Origin of the sequence: Anaeromyxobacter oryzisoli, assembly GCF_022690765.1 — a bacterium.
In the GTDB taxonomy this organism is placed as follows: domain Bacteria; phylum Myxococcota; class Myxococcia; order Myxococcales; family Anaeromyxobacteraceae; genus Anaeromyxobacter; species Anaeromyxobacter oryzisoli.
Map to the genome: position 1 here is coordinate 78,722 of NZ_JALCZA010000004.1, position 18,600 is coordinate 97,321.

General features: G+C 74.4%; 17 protein-coding genes. 7 read left to right on the plus strand and 10 right to left on the minus strand.

Annotated features, from left to right (window positions below; genetic code table 11):
• Nucleotides 1-19 precede the first annotated feature (19 nt).
• Nucleotides 20-1,603: a cobyric acid synthase gene (locus tag MNZ27_RS02305; protein ID WP_242392407.1), complete on the plus strand. Its 1,584-nt coding sequence runs from the start codon at nucleotides 20-22 to the stop codon at nucleotides 1,601-1,603.
• Here MNZ27_RS02305 and cobS read toward each other — a convergent pair.
• From cobS to cbiR, 3 genes are read right to left on the minus strand one after another with little or no spacing between them, the layout of a single operon-like run.
• Entirely contained in the window at nucleotides 1,543-2,280 is a 738-nt protein-coding gene (cobS, locus tag MNZ27_RS02310) for an adenosylcobinamide-GDP ribazoletransferase (RefSeq protein ID WP_242392408.1), read from the minus strand. The two genes, MNZ27_RS02305 and cobS, sit on opposite strands and share 61 nt — an antisense overlap.
• The gene (gene cobU, locus MNZ27_RS02315; protein ID WP_242392409.1) at nucleotides 2,277-2,837 is read right to left on the minus strand and encodes a bifunctional adenosylcobinamide kinase/adenosylcobinamide-phosphate guanylyltransferase; all 561 of its coding nucleotides are present in this window, start codon (nucleotides 2,835-2,837) and stop codon (nucleotides 2,277-2,279) included. The genes cobS and cobU overlap by 4 nt, the downstream gene beginning before the upstream one ends.
• Nucleotides 2,819-3,619 carry a cobamide remodeling phosphodiesterase CbiR gene (gene cbiR, locus MNZ27_RS02320; protein ID WP_242392410.1) on the minus strand — a complete coding sequence of 267 codons (801 nt, stop codon included), beginning with the start codon at nucleotides 3,617-3,619 and terminating at the stop codon, nucleotides 2,819-2,821. The genes cobU and cbiR overlap by 19 nt, the downstream gene beginning before the upstream one ends.
• Before the next feature lie 190 nt (nucleotides 3,620-3,809).
• Between cbiR and MNZ27_RS02325 the strand changes: the two genes are divergently transcribed.
• A complete protein-coding gene (locus MNZ27_RS02325) occupies nucleotides 3,810-4,310 on the plus strand; it encodes a CcdC family protein (protein ID WP_242392411.1) in 501 nt (166 codons plus the stop codon).
• Between the two features lie 73 nt (nucleotides 4,311-4,383).
• On the opposite strand, the gene MNZ27_RS02330 is transcribed toward MNZ27_RS02325, so the two are convergent.
• From MNZ27_RS02330 to polX, 7 genes are all read right to left on the minus strand, one after another.
• On the minus strand, nucleotides 4,384-5,061 hold the full coding sequence (locus tag MNZ27_RS02330) for a hypothetical protein (protein WP_242392412.1): 678 nt from the start codon (nucleotides 5,059-5,061) through the stop codon (nucleotides 4,384-4,386).
• A gap of 194 nt (nucleotides 5,062-5,255) precedes the next feature.
• Nucleotides 5,256-6,032 carry an amino acid ABC transporter ATP-binding protein gene (locus tag MNZ27_RS02335; RefSeq protein ID WP_242392413.1) on the minus strand — a complete coding sequence of 259 codons (777 nt, stop codon included), beginning with the start codon at nucleotides 6,030-6,032 and terminating at the stop codon, nucleotides 5,256-5,258.
• On the minus strand, nucleotides 6,029-6,664 hold the full coding sequence (locus tag MNZ27_RS02340) for an amino acid ABC transporter permease (RefSeq protein WP_242392414.1): 636 nt from the start codon (nucleotides 6,662-6,664) through the stop codon (nucleotides 6,029-6,031). Before MNZ27_RS02340 ends, MNZ27_RS02335 begins: the two co-directional genes overlap by 4 nt.
• A 70-nt stretch (nucleotides 6,665-6,734) precedes the next feature.
• Nucleotides 6,735-7,523 (minus strand): amino acid ABC transporter substrate-binding protein, encoded by a 789-nt coding sequence (locus MNZ27_RS02345; protein ID WP_242392415.1) that lies wholly within the window; start codon nucleotides 7,521-7,523, stop codon nucleotides 6,735-6,737.
• A gap of 297 nt (nucleotides 7,524-7,820) precedes the next feature.
• The gene (groL, locus tag MNZ27_RS02350) at nucleotides 7,821-9,434 is read right to left on the minus strand and encodes a chaperonin GroEL (RefSeq protein ID WP_242392416.1); all 1,614 of its coding nucleotides are present in this window, start codon (nucleotides 9,432-9,434) and stop codon (nucleotides 7,821-7,823) included.
• 145 nt (nucleotides 9,435-9,579) lie between these two features.
• Nucleotides 9,580-10,197: an HPF/RaiA family ribosome-associated protein gene (locus MNZ27_RS02355; protein WP_242392417.1), complete on the minus strand. Its 618-nt coding sequence runs from the start codon at nucleotides 10,195-10,197 to the stop codon at nucleotides 9,580-9,582.
• Nucleotides 10,151-11,974 (minus strand): DNA polymerase/3'-5' exonuclease PolX, encoded by a 1,824-nt coding sequence (gene polX, locus MNZ27_RS02360; protein ID WP_242392418.1) that lies wholly within the window; start codon nucleotides 11,972-11,974, stop codon nucleotides 10,151-10,153. Before polX ends, MNZ27_RS02355 begins: the two co-directional genes overlap by 47 nt.
• Nucleotides 11,975-12,264: 290 nt before the next feature.
• Here polX and MNZ27_RS02365 point away from each other — a divergent pair, with 290 nt between their 5' ends.
• From MNZ27_RS02365 to MNZ27_RS02385, 5 genes are all read left to right on the plus strand, one after another.
• Complete coding sequence (locus MNZ27_RS02365) at nucleotides 12,265-13,653, plus strand: nicotinate phosphoribosyltransferase (RefSeq protein ID WP_242392419.1); 1,389 nt, start codon at nucleotides 12,265-12,267, stop codon at nucleotides 13,651-13,653.
• Nucleotides 13,654-13,793: 140 nt separating this feature from the next.
• Complete coding sequence (locus MNZ27_RS02370; RefSeq protein WP_242392420.1) at nucleotides 13,794-14,240, plus strand: CBS domain-containing protein; 447 nt, start codon at nucleotides 13,794-13,796, stop codon at nucleotides 14,238-14,240.
• A 62-nt stretch (nucleotides 14,241-14,302) separates the two neighbouring features.
• Nucleotides 14,303-16,189, plus strand: coding sequence for a hybrid sensor histidine kinase/response regulator (locus tag MNZ27_RS02375; protein ID WP_242392421.1), 1,887 nt, complete (start codon nucleotides 14,303-14,305; stop codon nucleotides 16,187-16,189).
• 116 nt (nucleotides 16,190-16,305) lie between these two features.
• Nucleotides 16,306-17,184, plus strand: coding sequence for a hypothetical protein (locus tag MNZ27_RS02380; protein ID WP_242392422.1), 879 nt, complete (start codon nucleotides 16,306-16,308; stop codon nucleotides 17,182-17,184).
• Between the two features lie 309 nt (nucleotides 17,185-17,493).
• Nucleotides 17,494-18,531, plus strand: a complete 1,038-nt coding sequence (locus MNZ27_RS02385; RefSeq protein ID WP_242392423.1) for a patatin-like phospholipase family protein — start codon at nucleotides 17,494-17,496, stop codon at nucleotides 18,529-18,531.
• Nucleotides 18,532-18,600 lie beyond the last annotated feature (69 nt).

An 18,600-nucleotide genomic window follows, 5' to 3' on the forward strand; every position in this document is an offset into this window, starting at 1 on the left:
TGTGGCACGGAGGAGCTCGATGACGGCCCGCACGCTCATGATCCAGGGGACCGCCTCGTCGGTCGGCAAGAGCCTCGTCACCACCGCGCTCTGCCGGCTGTTCCGGCGCGCCGGCCTGCGCGTCGCGCCGTTCAAGGCGCAGAACATGGCGCTCGAGTCGGCGGTGTCCGCCGACGGCGGCGAGATCGGGCGCGCCCAGGCGGTGCAGGCGGAGGCGGCGGGCGTGGCCCCGACCGTGGACATGAACCCCATCCTGCTCAAGCCCGAGGGCGCGACCGGCGCGCAGGTGGTGGTGCTCGGCAGGTCGATCGGCTCCATGCGCTCGGCCGAGTACCAGGCCCGGACGGCGGAGCTGCGCGCGGTCGTCGCGGGAGCGCTCGCGCGGCTGCGGGCGACGGCGGATGTCGTCGTGATCGAGGGGGCCGGCAGCCCGGCCGAGGTGAACCTGAAGGACCGCGACCTCGCCAACATGGACGTGGCCCGGGCGGCGGACGCGCCGGTGCTGCTCGTCGGCGACATCGACCGCGGCGGCGTCTTCGCCGCCCTCGTCGGCACCCTCGCGCTGCTCGACCCGCCGGAGCGGGCGCGCATCGCCGCGTTCGTGGTGAACAAGTTCCGCGGCGACGTGGGCCTGCTTCGGCCCGGGCTCGACGTCCTCACCGCCCGCACCGGGGTGCCCGTGCTCGGGGTGCTCCCCTTCCTGCGCGGGCTCCGGCTCGCCGACGAGGACTCGGTGGCGCTCGACGAGCGCGGCCGCGGCCGCCGCGCTCGGGAGGGCGAGGTCGAGATCGTCGCGATCCGGCTCCCGCGCGTCTCGAACCTCGACGATCTCGCGCCGCTCGAGCACGAGGCGCGGGTCGCCGTGCGATGGGTGGAGGACCCGCGTGAGCTCGCCGGCGCGGATCTGGTCGTGCTCCCGGGCTCCAAGTGCACCGCGAGCGACCTCGCCTGGCTCCGGGCGACCGGGCTCGCCGCCGAGGTGGCGCGCCGCGCCCGCCAGGGACGGCCCGTGCTCGGGATCTGCGGCGGCTGCCAGATGCTGGGCGAGTCGATCCACGATCCGCTCGGCGTCGAGTCCGCCGCGCCGGTCGTGGAGGGGCTCGGGCTGCTGCCGGTGCGGACCCGCTTCGCGCGGCAGAAGGTGACCGCCCGCACCCGCGCGCGCGTCGCCACCCCCTCGTTCCTCGGCGACGCCGGCCCGGCGCCGCTCGACGGCTACGAGATCCACATGGGCGCGCTCGAGCTCCTGCCGGGCGCCCGCCCGGCGTTCGAGCTCGTCGCTCGGAACGGCGCCGCCGTCGCGGTGCCGGACGGCGCGGTCTCGCCGGACGGCGCCGTCGTCGGCACGCTGCTGCACGGGCTCTTCGAGGACGACGCGGTCCGGGGCGGCCTGCTCCGGCGCCTGCGCGAGCGGCGCGGGCTCCCGGCCGCGACCGGCCCGCGCATCGCCACGCGCGAGGAGGAGTACGACCGGCTGGCGGACCACGTCCTCGCGCACCTCGACTGGGAGCTCCTCTGCCGGATCGCCGGCATGAATATCGATCAGCCGGCCGCCGCCGCGACGAGGAATCCCACCTCGGCGAGCTCGATGCACGCACCGTAGACGTCGCCGGTGAGGCCGCCGAGGCGGCGGTGCATGGCGCGCGCGGCGGCGCCGGCCGCGAGGAGCGCGGCCAGCACCGGCACGATCGCGTGCGCCCTCATCCCCGCGGCGGCCGCGGCGGCGAGGACCGCCGCGAACGGCACGTGCCAGCCGCGCCCTCCGCCGTGGAACGGCTTCCCCATCCCCTCCGGCCGGGCGTAGGGGAGCCACACCACGAGCGGCACCACGGAGAAGCGGGCCACCGCCGGGAACGCCAGGAGCGCGAACAGCTCCCGGCGCTCGAGGAGCGTCACGAGCGCGGCGGCCTTGAGGAGCAGCGCCACCACGAGCGCCGCGGCGCCGTGCGCGCCGATCCGGCTGTCCCGCATGATCGCGAGGGTGCGGGCGCGGTCGCCGGCCCCGCCCGAGAGCCCGTCGAAGAGATCCGCGAGCCCGTCGAGGTGGAGGCCGCCGGTGAGGAACGCGTGCAGGGCGAGGAGGAGCGCCGCCCCGAGCGCCGGCGCGATCCGGCCGGAGATCGCCGCGGCCGCCCCCGCCAGCGCGGCGCCGAGCAGCGCGCCGGCGAGCGGGAAGAACGGGATGGAGCGCCCGAGGTCCTCCCCCGTCACCGCCGCGACGCCCGTCGGGAACCGGGTGAGGAACTGCACCGCCACCGCGGCGGGCCGGGCGACGCTCATCGGGCCACCGCCGGGGCGAGCGCCGTGACCGGCCCGGGCGACAGGCGCAAGACGAGGCCCATCACGGCGAAGTGCACCTCGTCGGCCACCGCGGCCACCCGCTGGTGCCCGCGCCCCACCAGGTCCCGGAACCGGCGCCCGAGCGGCGTCTCCGGGTGGATGCCCATGCCCACCTCGTTCGTGACGAGCACCACGTGACACGGCGGAGCGGCCAGGACCCCGCAGAGCGCCTCGAAGCGCGCCTCGACCGCCGCGTCGTCCGCGCCGTCCATCAACAGATTGGAGACCCAGAGCGTGAGGCAGTCGACGAGGGCGACGTCGGTCGAGCCGAGGCCGGCGAGCCGGGCCGGCAGCTCCACCGGCTCCTCCACGGTGACGAAGTCCGGGCCGCGATCCCGGACGTGCCGGTCGATGCGGGCGGAGAGGTCGTCGTCGTAGCGCCGCGCGGTCGCGACGAACGTCCGCCGGACGCCGAGCGCGCGCGCCAGCGCGAGCGCGTGCGCGCTCTTGCCGGACCGCGCCCCTCCCCCGACCAGGATCACCTTCGGCTTCGCCATCCACCCTCCGGCTCGAGCTCCTCGAGGACCGCCAGCGACTCCGCCAGCTCAGCCTCGCCGAAGACCTCGATCGTGAGGACGCCTTGGTAGTCCACGGCGCGCAGCGTGTCGAGCAGCCACCGCGCCGTCGCCCGCGGGACGTGGCGCAGGGACCGGTGATCGCGCCCGCCCGGCGCCACGCCGTGGAGGTGGACGACGCGCGCGCGGTGGAGGTGCCGCGCGAGGAGCGGTCCCAACGGGCGGCCATCGCGCAGCAGGTGGCCGACGTCGAGCGCGGCCGAGAGCCCCAGCTCCTCCACGACCGGCGAGATCAGCTCGAAGTCGTAGTCGAGGGACTCGACGCAGAGCGCTCCCGGCGCGACCCCCGCCGAGACGAGCGCCGAGAGGGAGCGCGCGGCGCGGCGGCGAAAGGAGGCGACGTCCCGCCGGAGCGGCTCGCCCTCCCGGTCTCCGAGGTAGACGTGGACGACGATGGCGTCCGGCGCGAGCGGCCGGGTCCGCTCCACCGCGCCCAGCACCCGCGCGACCCCGTCGCGCCTCCGCCCCTCGTCCTCGCTGGCGAGGCTCGCCTCGAGGGGCGCGTGGAGCGAGTACGTGAGCCCGGTCCGGGCGCGCAGCTCCGCCAGGGCCGCCACCTCCTCGGTCGACGGGAGCGCCGCGGGATCGCCGTCGAAGCAGAGGATCTCCACGTCGTCCATCCGCGGCGCGAGCCGGGTGGCGTTCTCGAGCCAGCCCGCGCGGTGGATGAAGGAGGTCGTCCCGAGCCGGAAGGAGCGGTTCACGTTCACCTGGCTGGCGGCGCCCTGGCGATCCTTCGTTTGGGAGCGGAGGACCGACCGAGCGGCTATGATGGAGATACCTCGCTCCAGCGAGCTGTCCAGGTCGCGTGGGTCGAACGCGGGAAATCGTTCGCTGGCTCGGCTGTTGCAGTCAAGCCCGCCCCGAACGCGAGCCCGAGCCCGAGAGGACTCCATGCCCATCGTCCACGTCCCCCTGCTGTTCACCGTCGCCGGCTCCCTGCTCGGGGCGGGCGCGATGATCGCCTGGCGCCTGCGCGAGACGAGCCGGCCGATCTCCACGGGGAGGATCATCGGCCCCCCGCTCGGGATGAGCACGGGGCTCGCGATGTTCCTCGCCCCCGCGGCCCGCGTGCCGTGGGCGTGGGCGCTCGCGGCGTTCCTCCTCGGCGCCCTCGTCCTCGCGATCCCGGTCGCGCGCTCCTCCCGGCTCGTCCGCCGCGGCGACGTCGTGCTCCTGGAGCGCTCGAGGGCGTTCCTCTGGATCCTGCTCGGGGTCGTCGCGGTGAGGCTCGCGCTCCGCACCTACGTCGAGCACGTCCTCTCCCCGATGCAGACGGGAGGGCTCTTCTTCCTCCTGGCGTTCGGGATGATCCTCCGCTGGCGCGTCGCGATGCTGCTCTCGTACCGGCGGCTGGTCAGGCTCCCCGACGCCCCCATCGTTCGCGCCGCGTGATCGGCCATGCGGCCGCCCGGCGGCGGGCGCGGTCGCCGCGACGAAAGGCGACGCCTCCGGGCGGTGCGCGGCCCTAGCCAGCCGTGAGCGACATCACGAAACCGATCGCGCTCGCATCGACGACCGGCCCGCCGTCCCGCACCCGCAGCTCCTGCCAGATGTAGCGCGGACCGAACCCGAGGACCGCGGTGCGCGACGTGCGCACGGTCCACTCCGCCTCCGCGATGACGCCGAGCGAGCTCTCGAAGCTCGTGTCCACCGGGTCGAGCACGCCCTTCCCGGAGAGCGTCGGACGGTGCAGGTAGACGACCCCTGCCCCGAACCGGAGCGGATCGACGTGGACGACCTCGAGGACCTCGAGGGGGAAGGTCACGATCGAGGCGCTGCCGTTGGAGGCGTCGATGCTCCAGCCCTTCACCCCGAGCGTCGCCTGCGTCTCGAGGCGGCCGTCGAGGAGCGGCAGGAACGCGGCGCCGAGGGAGAAGAAGAAGCCCTGGTTCGCGGCGAGCGACTGGCTCGAGCCGTCGCTCATCTTCACCTTCAGCAGGTTGGTGAAGCCGAAGTCGAGCCCGAGCGCGCCGACGAACCGCACCGCGGGGCGCGCTTGCGCGGGAGGCGCGGTCACCGGCGGGGGCGACGAGACCGGGGGCGTCGCGGCCGGGCCCGACGGGGCCGGGCTCGCCTCGGTCTCCTGATCGAACGACTCGGCGTGCGCCACGATCGGCGCGACCGCGAGCACGAAGACGGCCACGAAAGAACGAGCGATCCCCACCAGTCCCCTCCCCCGGCGCACCGCAGCACCGTCAGTGACGTGTCGTCGAACATTACCCGGGCGGAGCGGCGAGGATCAAGCCAGGAGAATCCCTCCCCACCACCGATCACCATGAGTCAATCCGGCGCGCAGGCCCATTGCCCAGGGATCGACTCCCTGCGGCCCCGGCGCGGCTACGTGCGGCCGGATCGGGAGAAGCGCTTCAGGAACGCCCGGGTCCGCTCGTTCCTGGGGTTGTCGATGAGCTCCCGGGCCGGGCCCTCCTCCACGATGAGCCCGGCGTCGATCAGCATGGCGCGGTCGGCCACGTCGCGGGCGAAGCCCATCTCGTGGGTCACCACCACCATGGTCATCTTCTCGGCGGCCAGGCCGCGGAGGACCTCGAGGATCTCGCCCGTGAGCTCGGGGTCGAGGGCGCTGGTCGGCTCATCGAAGAGGAGGACCTGCGGATCGAGGGCGAGGGCCCGGGCAATGGCGACGCGCTGCTTCTGCCCGCCGGAGAGCTCGCACGGATAGGCGGCGGCCTTGCCGGCGAGCCCCATCTTCTCGAGCAGCGCCACGGCGACCTCGCGCGCCTGCGCCGCGCCGCGCCCCAGCACGCGCACCTGGGCCTCGGTGAGGTTCCGCAGCACCGAGAAGTGCGGGAACAGGTTGAAGTCCTGGAACACGAGCCCGAGCTTGAGGAGCGCGCTGCGGAGCGTGGCCTTGTCCGCGTAGACGCCGTCGTCCAGGATCCGGGTGCCGCAGATCGCGATGCTGCCGCCCGTGGCGGTCTCGAGGTGGGTGATCGCGCGGAGGAGCGTCGACTTGCCGGAGCCGGACGGCCCGATGATCGCGAGCACCTCCCCCTGGTGCACCGAGAAGGAGAGGTCCGCGAGGACCCGGAGGTCGCCGAACGACTTCGAGAGATGCTCGACGCTGACCACGTCCACGGCGCCGTCCACGCTCATCTGTAGTACTCGAGCCTCCGCTCCATGCGGAGGAAGGCCTCGGAGACCGCCCAGTTCATCACGAAGTAGAAGACGCCTGCGATGAAGATGGGCGTGGTGGAGAACTGGCGGGCGGAGGCGTTCTGCGCCACGCGGAACAGCTCGGCCACCCCGATGGTCTGGGCGAGGGCGGTGTCCTTCACCAGCGTGATGACCTCGTTCGCGGTGGCGGGCAGGATCCGCTTCACCACCTGCGGGAGGACGATCCGGAAGAAGGTGTCGGCGCGGGTGAAGCCGAGCACCTTGGCCGCCTCGTACTGGCCCCTGGGGATCGCCTGGATCCCGCCCCGGTAGATCTCGGCGAAGTAGGCGGCGTAGTTGATCGTGAAGGCCACGACGACGGCGGTGAACCGATCGTACGAGGCCTCGAACAGGTAGTACGGGGCGAAGTAGACGAACAGGATCTGGAGGATGAGCGGCGTCCCGCGCATCACCAGGACGTAGAGGTCGATCGGGGCGCGGACGAGCCGGTTGGCCGACATGCGGCCGAGGGCGACCGGCAGGGCCAGCGGCAGCGCGAAGAGCAGGGTCAGGGAGAAGATCTCGAGGGAGACGACCGACCCCTCGAGCATCGCCTCCAGCATCTTCGTCATGCGCTGGTGCCCCCGTGGATCATCGCGATCGCCCGTGCTCCGCGACGCGCGCCGCGAGCGGAAGGCCCGGTCACTTCCCGACGACCGAGAGGTCGGAGCCGAACCACCCGGCGGTGATCTTCGCGAGCGTCCCGTCGGCGGCCATCGCCTGCAGCGCGCCCTGCACCGCGTCGCGGAGGGCGAGATCGTGCTTGCGGAAGCCCACCCCGAAGACCTCCGGGGCGAGCGACTCCTGCAGGACGACGTAGGGCCGCCCCGAGCGCTTGATGTTGTCGTTCGCGACGATGAGATCCATCACCACGGCGTCCACCCCGTGAGCCTCGAGGTCCATCAGGGCGGTGAGGTTGTCCTTGAACTCGACCACCTGGGCGAGCGACGCGCGGAACGCCGTGGCGCCCTCGAGCGCGGTGGCCGCCGAGGAGCCGGCCTGGAGCCCGACCTTCCTCCCCTTCAGGCTGGCGAGGGTGGTGTACGGCGAGTCCTTCTTCACCACCACCACCTGCGCGTTCCGCAGGTAGGGCTTCGTGAACGCCATCGCCTTCTCGCGCTCGCCGGTGATGGTGAAGCCGTTCCAGATGCAGTCGATCTTGCCGGTGGCGAGCTCCTGCTCCTTGGCGTTCCAGTCGATCGGCTGGGCGACGAGCCGGACGCCGAGCCGCCTGGCGACCTCCTTCGCGAGGTCGATGTCGTACCCGACGATCTGGTTGTCCTCGTTCCGGAACCCCATCGGCGGGAAGGAGTCGTCGAGGCCGAGGACGAGGCTGCCCTTCGCCTTCACCGCCTGGAGCGACTGGTCGGTGGCGGAGGAGCGGCAATGAAGCGTCGCGAGGCAGAGCGCTGCGAGGACGAGGTTCTTCATCGTGCGGCTCCTTGGCGAGATCGGGAAAGACGGCCGGGACGCAGGTGGCTCGGCGGCGTCGCCGAAATTCGCACGCAACCTCGCGCCCCGCAAGGGGACAGCCGCGCGGGAGCGCCCGGTGGACGCATGACCGGGCGAAGCGCCGGGGGATCCCCCGCCGGACGGGACGGGGATCGGCCAGGCACGAGCGGGCTCGGCCGGCATGCCGCCTGGACAACGGAGCAGACGCGCCGCCCTGATCGCGCGGCGCGACTGCGCAGCCTCACCCCGCCGCCTCGACGACGCCGCCCCGCCGGGTCAGGGCTCCGGCGGCGCGCCCGCCTCGGGCTTGTGCTCCGGGAGCTCGACGAGCGTCGCCTCGGTGAGCAGCAGGACGCCCGCGATCGAGACCGCGTTCTCGAGCGCGAGCCGCACGACCTTGGTCGGGTCCACGATCCCGGCCTCGACGAGATCGACGTACTGCCCCCGCGCCGCGTCGAACCCGTAGCTCCCGGATCCCGCGCGCATCCGCTCGACGACCACCGCCCCGTCCTCGCCGGAGTTCACCGCGATCTGCCGCGTCGGCACCGCGAGGGCGTGCTGGAGCACGCCGAGCCCCGTCCGCTCGTCGCCGGCGCAGGCGGCCCCCTCCTCCTCGATGGCGGGGATCGCGCGCAGGAGCGCGAGCCCCGCGCCGGGGACGATCCCCTCCGCGACCGCCGCCTTGGTCGCGCTGATGGCGTCCTCGAGCGCCTCCTTGCGGCTCTTGAGCTCCGCCTCGGTCGGCGCGCCCACGTGGATGACGGCGACGCCGCCCGTGAGCTTCCCGAGCCGCTCGTTCAGCTTCTCCCGGTCGTAGTCGCTCGTGGTCTCGCGGATCTCGCGGCGCAGCCGCTCCGCGCGGTCCGCGATGGCCTTGCGATCGCCGGCCCCGCCGATCACCGTCGTGTTCTCGCGATCGACCACGATGCGCCGCGCGCTGCCCAGCTCGGCGACCGAGAGGTGCTCCAGCCGGATCCCCAGCTCCTCGGAGACGACGCGTCCCCCCGTCAGGATCGCGAGGTCCTCGAGCATGGCCTTGCGCCGGTCGCCGTAGCCGGGCGCCTTCACGGCGGCGCAGTGCAGCGCGCCCCGGATCTTGTTCACGACGAGGGTGGCGAGGGCCTCGCCGTCCACGTCCTCGGCGATCACGAGCAGCGGCCGGCCCGTCTTCACCACCTCCTCCAGGAGCGGGACCAGGTCCTTCATGCCGCTGATCCGCCGGTCCGAGAGGAGCACCAGCGCGTCCTCGAGGACGCACTCCATGCGATCCGGGTCCGTGACGAAGTACGGCGAGAGGTAGCCGCGGTCGAACTGCATCCCCTCCACGACCTCGAGCGTGGTCTCGATCCCCTTGGCCTCCTCGACCGAGATCACGCCCTCGCCGCCGACCCGCTCGATCGCGTCCGCGACGAGGTCCCCCATGGCGGGATCGTTGTGGGCGGAGATGGTCGCCACCTGCGCCTTCTCGCGGCGGGTGGTGACCGGCCGGGACAGCGCGCGCAGCGACGCCACCGCCGCGCGCAGGCCGCGCTCGAGCCCGCGCTTGATCTCCACGGCGCTCGCGCCGGCGGCGACGTTCCGGACGCCCTCGAGGTAGATCGCGTGCGCGAGGAGCGTCGCCGTCGTCGTGCCGTCGCCCACGACCTCGCCGGTGCGCTCGGCCGCCTCGCGGATCATCCGGATCCCGAGGTTCTCGGCCGGATCGTCCACCTCCAGCTCCTTCGCGATGGTCACGCCGTCGTTGCAGACGATGGGCTCCCCCCACCGCTTGTCGATGAGCACGCACTTCGACCTCGGCCCGAGGGTGACGCGGACCGCGTTGGCGAGGAGCGTGGCGCCGCGGAGGACCCTCTCGCGCGCGTCAGCGTCGAAGAGGAGCTGCTTCTTCATGACCCGAGCGTACGCTCCAGCGACGCTGCGGGGCGCGAGCAGATGGGGCCGGGGCGCGCCCGCACCCGCGCAGCGGGAGTGGAGGCGCGCTCCCGCGAGCACGAAGACCGGGACGGCACGCCGGTCGCGCCGCCCGCGGCGCGGCTCACGGCCCGGCGGGAGGCGCCGCCGGAGGGGCGGGCGCCCGCTCGGCCGGGCGCGCCCGGTGGCGGCGAACGGGCTCGACGGTGCTCGCCTGCGGCCCCTCGTCGCCGGCCTCCTCGACGAACCGGACGCGGGTCCCCACGCGCAGGCGGCGGAACGCGCCGCGCAGGACGCTCCGCGCGTTGAAGTAGATCTCGCGGCCGTCCGGCGTCTCGAGGAACCCGTACCCCTCGTCCCGGAAGAGCCGCGCGACGAGCGCCTGCGTCGGCAGCGCGTGAGCCTTCACGCGCTGGTCGAGGCGGCGCATCCGGTCCTCGAGCTGCCTGCGGGCCTCGCGGAACGCCCCGTCCACGACGGCGTACAGGTCCGAGTGCTTCGCGCCCTTCTGCGGATCGCGCCCGACGACGAGCTTGCCCCCGGGGACCGAGAGCTCGATCCGGACGCGGTACAGCGATCCCGCGTGCCGGTGGTGCTGCCGGACCGGCGCCTCCAGCGTCACGTCGCAGCCGACGATCCGATCGCAGTAGCGCTCGAGCCGGGCCGCACGATCCTGGACGTGCGCCGCGAGCGCCTCAGGCGGACGGATGCCGTGCCACGTCACCTCGATGGGCTTCTGCATGGGTCTCCTCCTCTGCCCGGGCCGCGCGCTGCTTCGGACGTGGCGGGCGGGGCGCCGCCCGCGGCGATCGCGCGAGCCGTCGCCGGAGCTCCGCCAGCGGCAACGTGTTCAGCACGTCCTTCGCCTCGAGCCACCCTCGCCGCGCGACCCAGACGCCGTAGCGGAGGTTCGCGAGGTGGCTCGCCTCGTGCGCGTCGGAGGAGATGACCACCGGCACCCCCGCCGCCCGCGCCGCCCGGCAGCCCACGTCGGTGAGGTCGAGCCGCTCGGGCATGGCGTTCACCTCCAGCGCGACGCCCTGCTCCCGGGCCACCTCCAGCACCCCTTCCAGATCGAGCGCGCACGGCTCGCGCGAGCCGATCTCGCGGGCGCTCGGGTGTCCGAGGACGTGCACGACGCCCGAGCGCAGCGCGCGCTCGAGCCGCTGCGTGTTGCGCCCGGCCGGGTCGTCGAAGTGCGCGTGGACGCTCGCGACCACGCAGTCGAGCCCCGCGAGCGCGTCGGGCGGGAGGTCGAGCTCGCCGGACGGGAGGATGTCCACCTCGACGCCGGCGAGGAGCCGTGGCCCACCCGCCTCCCTCCGGTCGGCCGCGCGGATCGCGGCGACGTGCTCCGCGAGGCGGGCGGCGTCGAGCCCGAGCGGACGCGCGCGGGAGTGGTCGGTGATCGCGAGGTACCGCCGCCCGAGCGCGCGCGCGGCGCGCGCCAGGTCCTCCAGCTCGGAGCGGGCGTCGTTCGACGCGCGCGAGTGCACGTGCAGATCGCCGAGCAGGTCGGCCTCCTCGACGAGGCGCGGCAACCGCCCCGCCTCCGCCGCCTCGATCTCCCCGGTCCCCTCGCGCAGCTCGGGCGGGATGAACGGGAGCCCCACCGCCCGGAACACGTCCGCCTCGTCCCGGCCTCCCAGGCGACGCCCCTCGCGATCGAAGACGCCGTACTCCGAGACCTTGAGGCCGAGCTTCATCGCGCGGGTCCGGAGCGCGATGTTGTGCGACTTGCTCCCGGTGAAGTAGTGGAGCGCCGCCCCGAACGACTCCGGCGCGACCACGCGCAGGTCGGCCTGGAGCCCGGCCTTCAGCCGCACCGAGGCCTTGGTCGAGCCCTCCGACAGCACCTGCCCCACGCCCGCGGAGCCGCAGAACGCGCGCACGACCGGCGCGGCGTCGGTCGTCGCGACGAGCAGGTCGAGATCGCCCACGGTCTCCTTGCGGCGCCGCACGCTCCCGGCCGCCTCCGCCTGCCTGACCCCCGGCACGGCTCGGAGCCGCGCCAGGATCTCGTCGGCGTGACCGAGCGCGCGGTGGAGGAGCATGCGCCCCGCGCGCGCCCGGAGGCGTGCGATCGCCGCGACGATCGCGGCGGCGCGCGTCGGCCCGAGGCGCGGCACCTCGAGGATGCGTCCGGACCGGCACGCCTCCTCGAGGGCCGCGACGTCGGTGATCCCGAGCCCCTTCCACACCGCCTCGACCGTCTTCGGCCCCATCCCCTCGAGGCGGAGCAGGTCCACGACGCCCGGCGGGACGAGGGCGGCGAGCCTGGCGTGCTCGCGGCACTCCCCGACCTCCACCAGCTCGCCGATCTTCTCCGCGATGCGGTCGCCGATCCCCGTCAGCTCGGCCGCGCGCCCCTCCCGCCACGCCTGCGCGACCGAGGTCGGGTGGAGATCGACGACCTGCGCGGCGCGGCGATAGGCCCGGACCTTGAACGTGTTTCCGCCCGTGAGCTCCAGGAGGTCCGCGATCTCCGACAGGACCCGCGCGATCTCCGCGTTCTCCACGACCGCCCCCGTCGCCGCGGCCGCCGGCCCTCGACGGCCCCAAATGAATGATAGGCCCACGTCTCCGGGGTGGCCCCGCGGCCATCCGGGGCGGCCGTCGCCACGGGGCGAACCGCCCGGCGAGCGCCCGGGCGATCTCGTGGCGCGGCGCGGGCACGGGCGCTCTCCCGGTGCCGTCGCCTCCGGCCGCTCTTCGTGGCGGCGCCCCATCTGCTCCGGCTCGCTGGCGGTGGACGGCGCTAGCGTGTCGAGCGTCGGAGCGCGGAGGCACGCTGCGCCCGGAGCAGGTGATGGGCCACTCGATCGAGGACCCGACCGGATCCCCACCGGCCGCGTGGGTCGGAGAGGACGACGTCGCCCTCCTCACCGACCTGTACGAGCTCACGATGATCGACGCGTACCTCGCCGAGGATCTCGGCGAGGAGGCGGTCTTCAGCCTGTTCGTGCGACGGCTCCCGCGGCGGCGGAACTACCTCGTCGCCTGCGGCCTCGAGAGCGTGCTGTCGCTGCTCGAGCGGCTGCGCTTCTCCGAGGACGCGATCGCGTACCTCGCGTCGCTCGGGGTGGTGTCGCAGCGCCTCCTCGCGTGGCTCCGCGACTTCCGCTTCACCGGCGACGTCCACGCGATCCCCGAGGGGACGCCGGCCTTCCCCGGCGAGCCGCTGCTGGAGGTGGTGGCGCCGCTCCCGCAGGCGCAGCTGGTCGAGACCGTGATCATGAACCAGATGCACGTGCAGACCGTCGCCGCGTCGAAGGCGTCGCGCGTCGTGACCGCCGCGGCGGGCCGCACGGTGGTGGACTTCGGGGTCCGCCGCATGCCCGGCGCGGACGCCGGGCTCAAGGTCGTCCGCGCCGCGTACCTGGCGGGGATCGACTCGACGTCGAACCTGCTCGCCGGCCGGGTGTATGGCATCCCGGTGGCCGGGACGATGGCGCACAGCTACGTGCAGGTGCACGAGACGGAGGCCGAGGCGTTCGAGGCGTTCGCGCGCGTCCACCCGCGGACGGTGCTGCTCGTGGACACGTACGACACGCTCGGCGGGATCCGCGAGGTCATCCGGCTCGCCCGCGCGCTCGGCCCGGCGTTCCAGGTCACCGCGGTGCGCCTCGACTCCGGCGACCTGCTCGAGCTGTCGCGCGGCGCGCGGCGGCTCCTGGACGACGCGGGCCTCGCCCGGGTCCGCGTCTTCGCGAGCAGCGGCCTGGACGAGGACGCGATCGCCCGGCTCCTCCGCGAGGGCGCCCCCATCGACGCCTTCGGGGTCGGCACGGCGATGGGCGTCTCGGAGGACGCCCCCAGCCTCGACATGGCCTACAAGCTCGTCTCGTACGCGGGGCGCGACCGCATGAAGCTCTCCGCCGGGAAGGCGCTGCTCCCCGGCCGCAAGCAGGTGTTCCGGCGTTCCCGCGACGGGCAGGCGACCGACGATCTCCTGGCGGGCCACGAGGAGGATCATCCCGGTCGCCCGCTCCTCGCGCCCGCGATGCGCGCGGGTCGGCGCGTCGGCGCGCCGCCGACCCTCGACGCGCTGCGGGCCTACGCGCGCGCCGAGCGCGACGCGCTCCCCGAGCGGGTGCGCGCGCTGGAGCCGGCGACCCCGCCCTACCCGGTGGAGGTGAGCCCGGCGCTGGCGGCGCGCCGCGATGCGCTCGCACGGCGGCTCGCGGCGCGCTCGTGAGCAGCGGCGCTCGCGCGGCGCGAATCGCCCCCGCGCGGACGCCGGCGCGCCGGCCCCCTTCTGCCCGACCTCGACGCAGGCGTCGCAGGGCCTAGCATGTGATGGGCGCGTGTACCGAGCACGTCCGAAGAGGTGACGCCATGCGAGTCGGAGAGGCGATGACCGTGCGCGCCGAGACGATCGGGCCGGACGAGGCGCTCGAGGCCGCGGCGCGGAGGATGCGAGACACCGGGATCGGAGCGCTCCCGGTATGCGAGAGCGATCGGCTCGTCGGCATGATCACGGATCGCGACATCGTCGTGCGGGGCGTCGCCGCGGGGCTCGCGCCCGGCGCCGCGAAGGTCCGGGACGCCATGACGGCGCAGGTCGTCTACTGCTTCGAGGACGACGAGCTCGGGCGCGGGGCCGAGCTCATGGAGCAGCACGCGGTCCGGCGGGTGATGGTGCTCGACCGGCAGAAGCGGCTCGTGGGCCTCCTCAGCGTGGACGACCTCGCGATGGTGAGCCGGATGCTCGCCGCCGAGGTCATCGAGCACAGCCGCGAGCCGACCCTGCCCGTCGAGCACGGTGGCGCACCGGCGCATTGATCCCGCGGCGCACATTCGGCAACACGCCGCGACCACCGCCGCTCGAGCCGTCGCTCGAGCACGTGCGTACGATCGCGTCCGCGATCGAGCACCCGCTCGTCATCTCGGACGCCGGGGGCGAGATCGTCGAGATGAACCCCGCCGGGCTCGCGCTGCACGGGTTCGTGTCCGTCGACGAGCTCCGCGGCGCGCTGCGCGCTGCTCCGGACCTGCTCGAGGTACGCGACGCGCGAGACGAGCCCGTGCCGGCCGACCAGGGTCCCGCCTCGCGCGCCGCGCGCGGCGAGGTCGTCACGGATCTGCTGCTCCACGTCCGGCGGCGGGACACCGGGCGAAGCTGGGTCGGGCTGTACACCGCCCGGCGGCTCCCCGGACGACGGGAGCCGCCGCTCTTCATGGTGTCGATCCATGACGTCACGGCGCGCGACGAAGCCGAGCGCGCGCTGCGCGAGAGCGAGGCGAAGTACCGCGACCTCTTCGACCACCTGACGACCGGGTTCACCCTCTGCCGCGCAATCTTCGAGGGGGACGTCCCGGTCGACTACGTGCACGAGGAGGCGAACCTCGCGTTCGAGGTGCAGACCGGGCTCCGCCGCGAGGACGTCCTCGGGCGGCGCATCACCGAGGTCCTCCCCGGCATCCGAGGCGACCCGGCCCGCTGGATCGAGGTCCTCGGGGAGGTCGCGCGGACCGGCGTCCCGGTGCATTACGAGCAGCACATGATCGAGCTGGACCGGTGGTACGACGCGACGGCGTACCGCCCGAAGCCCGGCTACTTCGCGGTCGTCTTCCTCGACGTGACCGAGCGGAAGCGCACCGAGGAGCGGCTGCGCGAGGCGAACGAGCGGCTGCGGGAGGCGGACCGGCGCAAGGACGAGTTCCTCGGCGTCCTCTCCCACGAGCTGCGGAACCCGCTCGCGACGATCGGCACCAGCGTCCACCTCCTCGAGCGCGCCGCCCCGGACAGCCCGCAGGCGGGCCGCGCGAAGGAGGTCCTCCGCCGCCAGACGGAGCACCTCGCGCGCCTGGTGGACGACCTGCTCGACGTGACCCGCGTCACGCGCGGCAAGATCCAGCTCCACCGCCGCCACCTCGACCTGCGCGCCGTCGCCCGCCGCACCTGCGACGACCACCGCGCGCTGTTCGAGTCGCGCGGGATCGCTCTGCGCATCGACACGACGCCCGGCGCCGTCTGGATCGACGCGGACGCGACGCGGATCTCGCAGGTCATCGGCAACCTCCTCCAGAACGCGGCCAAGTTCACGCCGGCGGGCGGGAGTGTCTCCGTCCACACGGGCGTGGCGGAAGGAGACGCGGAGCTCCGCGTGCGCGACGACGGCGTGGGGATGGAGCCGAGCGAGATCGATCGCATGTTCCAGCCGTTCGCGCAGTCCGAGCGGAGCCTCGCGCGGACGCGCGGCGGGCTCGGCCTCGGCCTCGCCCTGGTGCGCGGGCTCGTCGAGCTGCACGGCGGCACGGTGCGCGCGCACAGCGCGGGCCCGGGCCGCGGCTCCGAGTTCGTCGTCAGGCTTCCGCGCGTGCCGGATTCCGAGGCGACGGCCGCCTCGCCGGCGAAGGGCGCGGCGGCGGGGCGTCACGTCCTCGTCGTCGAGGACAACCCCGACGCCGCCCAGTCGCTCGGCGACCTGCTCGAGCTCTTCGGTCACCGTGTCGCGCTGGCGCACGACGGCCGGACAGGCATCGCGCTCGCCCGCGAGCTCCGGCCAGACGTCGTGCTGTGCGACATCGGCCTCCCGGACGTGAGCGGATACGAGGTCGCGCGGGCGCTGCGCGCCGACCCGTCGCTCCGGGGCACGCGGCTCGTCGCGCTCAGCGGCTACGCCCAACCCGAGGACCGCGATCGCGCGAAGGAGGCCGGCTTCGACGCGCACCTCGCGAAGCCTGCGCCGCTCGAAAGGCTCGAGGCGCTGATCGCGGGCGAGCCCTGACCCGGGGAGCAGCCAGCGTGCCCCTTCTCCCCCGGCTTCCCCGGCCCGCGTGCAGCCGCTCGCTGGGCATTCTCGCTGCGCGGGGACGCCCCCGACGCCATCCTCCACGAGGCGAGATGGCGAAGCGCGCGACGAGCTCGGCTGGCAGGCGCGGCCCCGACCCCCGCGTCCGCGATCTCTACGCGCTACCGCCGGCGGGGTTCGTGGCCGCGCGCGACGCGCTCGCGCGGTCGCTCGCCGCCGAGGCGAGCCCGGCGACGGGCACGGTGTGGCGGCTGCGCCGGCCCGCGCGCGCGGTCTGGCTCCTCGACGCCGTGGCACGCGAGAGGCCCGAGGTGATCTCGGCGGCGTTCGCGGCGGGGGATCGCCTCCGGGACGCCCAGGCCCGCGCGGTCCGAGGCGACGCGACCGACCTCAGGAGCGCGAGCGCGGCGGTTCACGACGCCGTCGCCGCAGGGGTCGAGGCGGCGCGGGAGATCGCCGCGCGGGCCGGACACGGAGCGGGGAGCGCGCTCCTCGGGCAGGTGGAGAGAGGGCTCCGCGCCGCGGCCACCACGGACGCTGCCGCTCGGGCTCGCTTGCAGGATGGCGTGCTCGATCGGCTGCCGGCGCTGGGCGGTACCGAATTCCTGACGGGCCTCGCCGCGGTGGCGCCGCCCTCGCCGGCCCGGCGCGGCGCGGGGACTCCTCGCCCCGGGCACGAGCCAGCCCCGGCGAGGCAGCAGGAGCGGGATCGCGAGGCCGAGCGGTCGCGCAAGGCCGCCGAGCGGAACGCGCGGGCCGAGGCCGCGCGGCGAGAGCGCGAGCGCAGGCGAGCCGAGCGGGACGCCGAGCGCAGGGCGCGTGCGCTTCGCGCCGTCGAGGCGCGCGTCCAGCAGGCCGAGCGGGACCTCGAGGAGGCGCAGCGCCGCGTCGCCGCCGTGCGCGTCGAGGCGGATGCCGCGCGGCGGGCTGCGCTCGCGGCGCGCACGAGGACCGGCGACCGGCCCGCCTGACCGCGTCGTCGGTCCGGCGCGCGCGGCCGTCGACTCCGCGGCGACGCCGCGCTGCGCTCAGGCCGAGCGGGAGTACGGTCCGGGCACCGCGTCCCCACGGACGCGTCGGGTGGCGCGTCGCCGCCGCCGATCCGGCGCCGCCGCGATCACGCTCGGCTCGTGTCGGCGATACCATCGCCTGGAGGGCGCGATCGGGTCGCCATGCGCGGGCTCGGCCGAGATCGCGCCCGGAGGTGGGCCGGACCCAAGATCCCGCCCGCGCGCGCACCGAGGCCGAGGCGAGACTGCGCGTCCTGGGGGGAGACGCTCATGGCGCGATTTCGACTGCTCTCGATCGACGGCGGCGGGATCCGGGGGATCCTGCCTGGCATGGTGCTCGCGGAGATCGAGCGGCGGACGGGGAAGCCGATCTCGAGCCTGTTCGACGTCCTGGCGGGCACCTCGACCGGCGGCATCCTGGCGCTCGGGCTGACGCTGCGGGAGGGCGATCGCCCGAAGTACTCCGCGTCGGAGCTCGTCGACATGTACGTGACGAACGGCCAGGAGATCTTCTCGAAGTCCCAGCCGTGGGAGACCCTCGACGCGATCGCGGACGGGCTGCCGCTGTCGCGCGAGGTCGGTGAGCTGTTCGGGATCCCGAGGAACGAGGATCTGCACGACCTCGTCAGGCCCAAGTACCCGGCGGACGGCCGCCGCGCCGTCCTGCGGCGCTACCTCGGGGACGCGCGGGTGGCGGACGCGCTCGCGCGGGTGTTCGTGACGAGCTACGACACGGCCCTCCGGGTCCCGGTGTTCTTCGACAGCCAGGCGGACGAGGACCAGGTCTACTTCGACCAGCTCCGCGACGTCGCGGTGCTCGACGCCGCGATGGCGACCTCCGCGGCGCCGACCTACTTCCCCCCGCACCGGGTCGAGGCGCGCGAGGGGCGCAGGACGCTGACGCTCGTGGACGGGGGCGTCTTCGCGAACGACCCGGTGGCGCTCGCGTACGCGTTCACGCGACCTCGCGACGTCCAGGACGAGATCATCCTCTCGCTCGGCACGGGCTCCATGACCCGGAGCTACCCGTTCGAGGAGATCCGGAGCTGGGGCGCCATCCGCTGGGCGATCCCGGTGCTCTACACGATGATGGACGGTCAGTCCGAGGCGGCCGCGCTCGTGATGAGCCGGATGCTGCCCGAGGGGCGGATGTTCCGCTGGCAGGCGCTGCTCGGCGAGGGGGGCGTCCCCGAGGACATGGACGACGCGAGCCCGGGGACCCTCGCCCGCATCGCCGCGCTCGCCCAGAAGCTCGTGAAGGCGAAGTCGGACGAGATCGACCACGCGTGCGAGCTGCTCACGCGGTGACGCGCGGCCCACCGCTCTCCCCGTCGCCGCGCTCGTCTGGCCCCGAATCATTGGGGCCGCGCTGATCGA

Excerpts from the sequence above, each read along its gene's own strand:
- MNZ27_RS02385 (WP_242392423.1), top strand. The coding sequence starts at position 17,494 with ATGGCGCGATTTCGACTGCTCTCGATCGACGGCGGCGGGATCCGGGGG.
- MNZ27_RS02355 (WP_242392417.1), bottom strand. The coding sequence starts at position 10,197 with ATGCAGAAGCCCATCGAGGTGACGTGGCACGGCATCCGTCCGCCTGAG.
- MNZ27_RS02370 (WP_242392420.1), top strand. The coding sequence starts at position 13,794 with ATGCGAGTCGGAGAGGCGATGACCGTGCGCGCCGAGACGATCGGGCCG.
- MNZ27_RS02365 (WP_242392419.1), top strand. The coding sequence starts at position 12,265 with ATGGGCCACTCGATCGAGGACCCGACCGGATCCCCACCGGCCGCGTGG.
- cobU (WP_242392409.1), bottom strand. The coding sequence starts at position 2,837 with ATGGCGAAGCCGAAGGTGATCCTGGTCGGGGGAGGGGCGCGGTCCGGC.
- MNZ27_RS02340 (WP_242392414.1), bottom strand. The coding sequence starts at position 6,664 with ATGACGAAGATGCTGGAGGCGATGCTCGAGGGGTCGGTCGTCTCCCTC.
- MNZ27_RS02335 (WP_242392413.1), bottom strand. The coding sequence starts at position 6,032 with ATGAGCGTGGACGGCGCCGTGGACGTGGTCAGCGTCGAGCATCTCTCG.
- MNZ27_RS02305 (WP_242392407.1), top strand. The coding sequence starts at position 20 with ATGACGGCCCGCACGCTCATGATCCAGGGGACCGCCTCGTCGGTCGGC.
- cobS (WP_242392408.1), bottom strand. The coding sequence starts at position 2,280 with ATGAGCGTCGCCCGGCCCGCCGCGGTGGCGGTGCAGTTCCTCACCCGG.
- groL (WP_242392416.1), bottom strand. The coding sequence starts at position 9,434 with ATGAAGAAGCAGCTCCTCTTCGACGCTGACGCGCGCGAGAGGGTCCTC.
- MNZ27_RS02380 (WP_242392422.1), top strand. The coding sequence starts at position 16,306 with ATGGCGAAGCGCGCGACGAGCTCGGCTGGCAGGCGCGGCCCCGACCCC.
- MNZ27_RS02325 (WP_242392411.1), top strand. The coding sequence starts at position 3,810 with ATGCCCATCGTCCACGTCCCCCTGCTGTTCACCGTCGCCGGCTCCCTG.
- MNZ27_RS02345 (WP_242392415.1), bottom strand. The coding sequence starts at position 7,523 with ATGAAGAACCTCGTCCTCGCAGCGCTCTGCCTCGCGACGCTTCATTGC.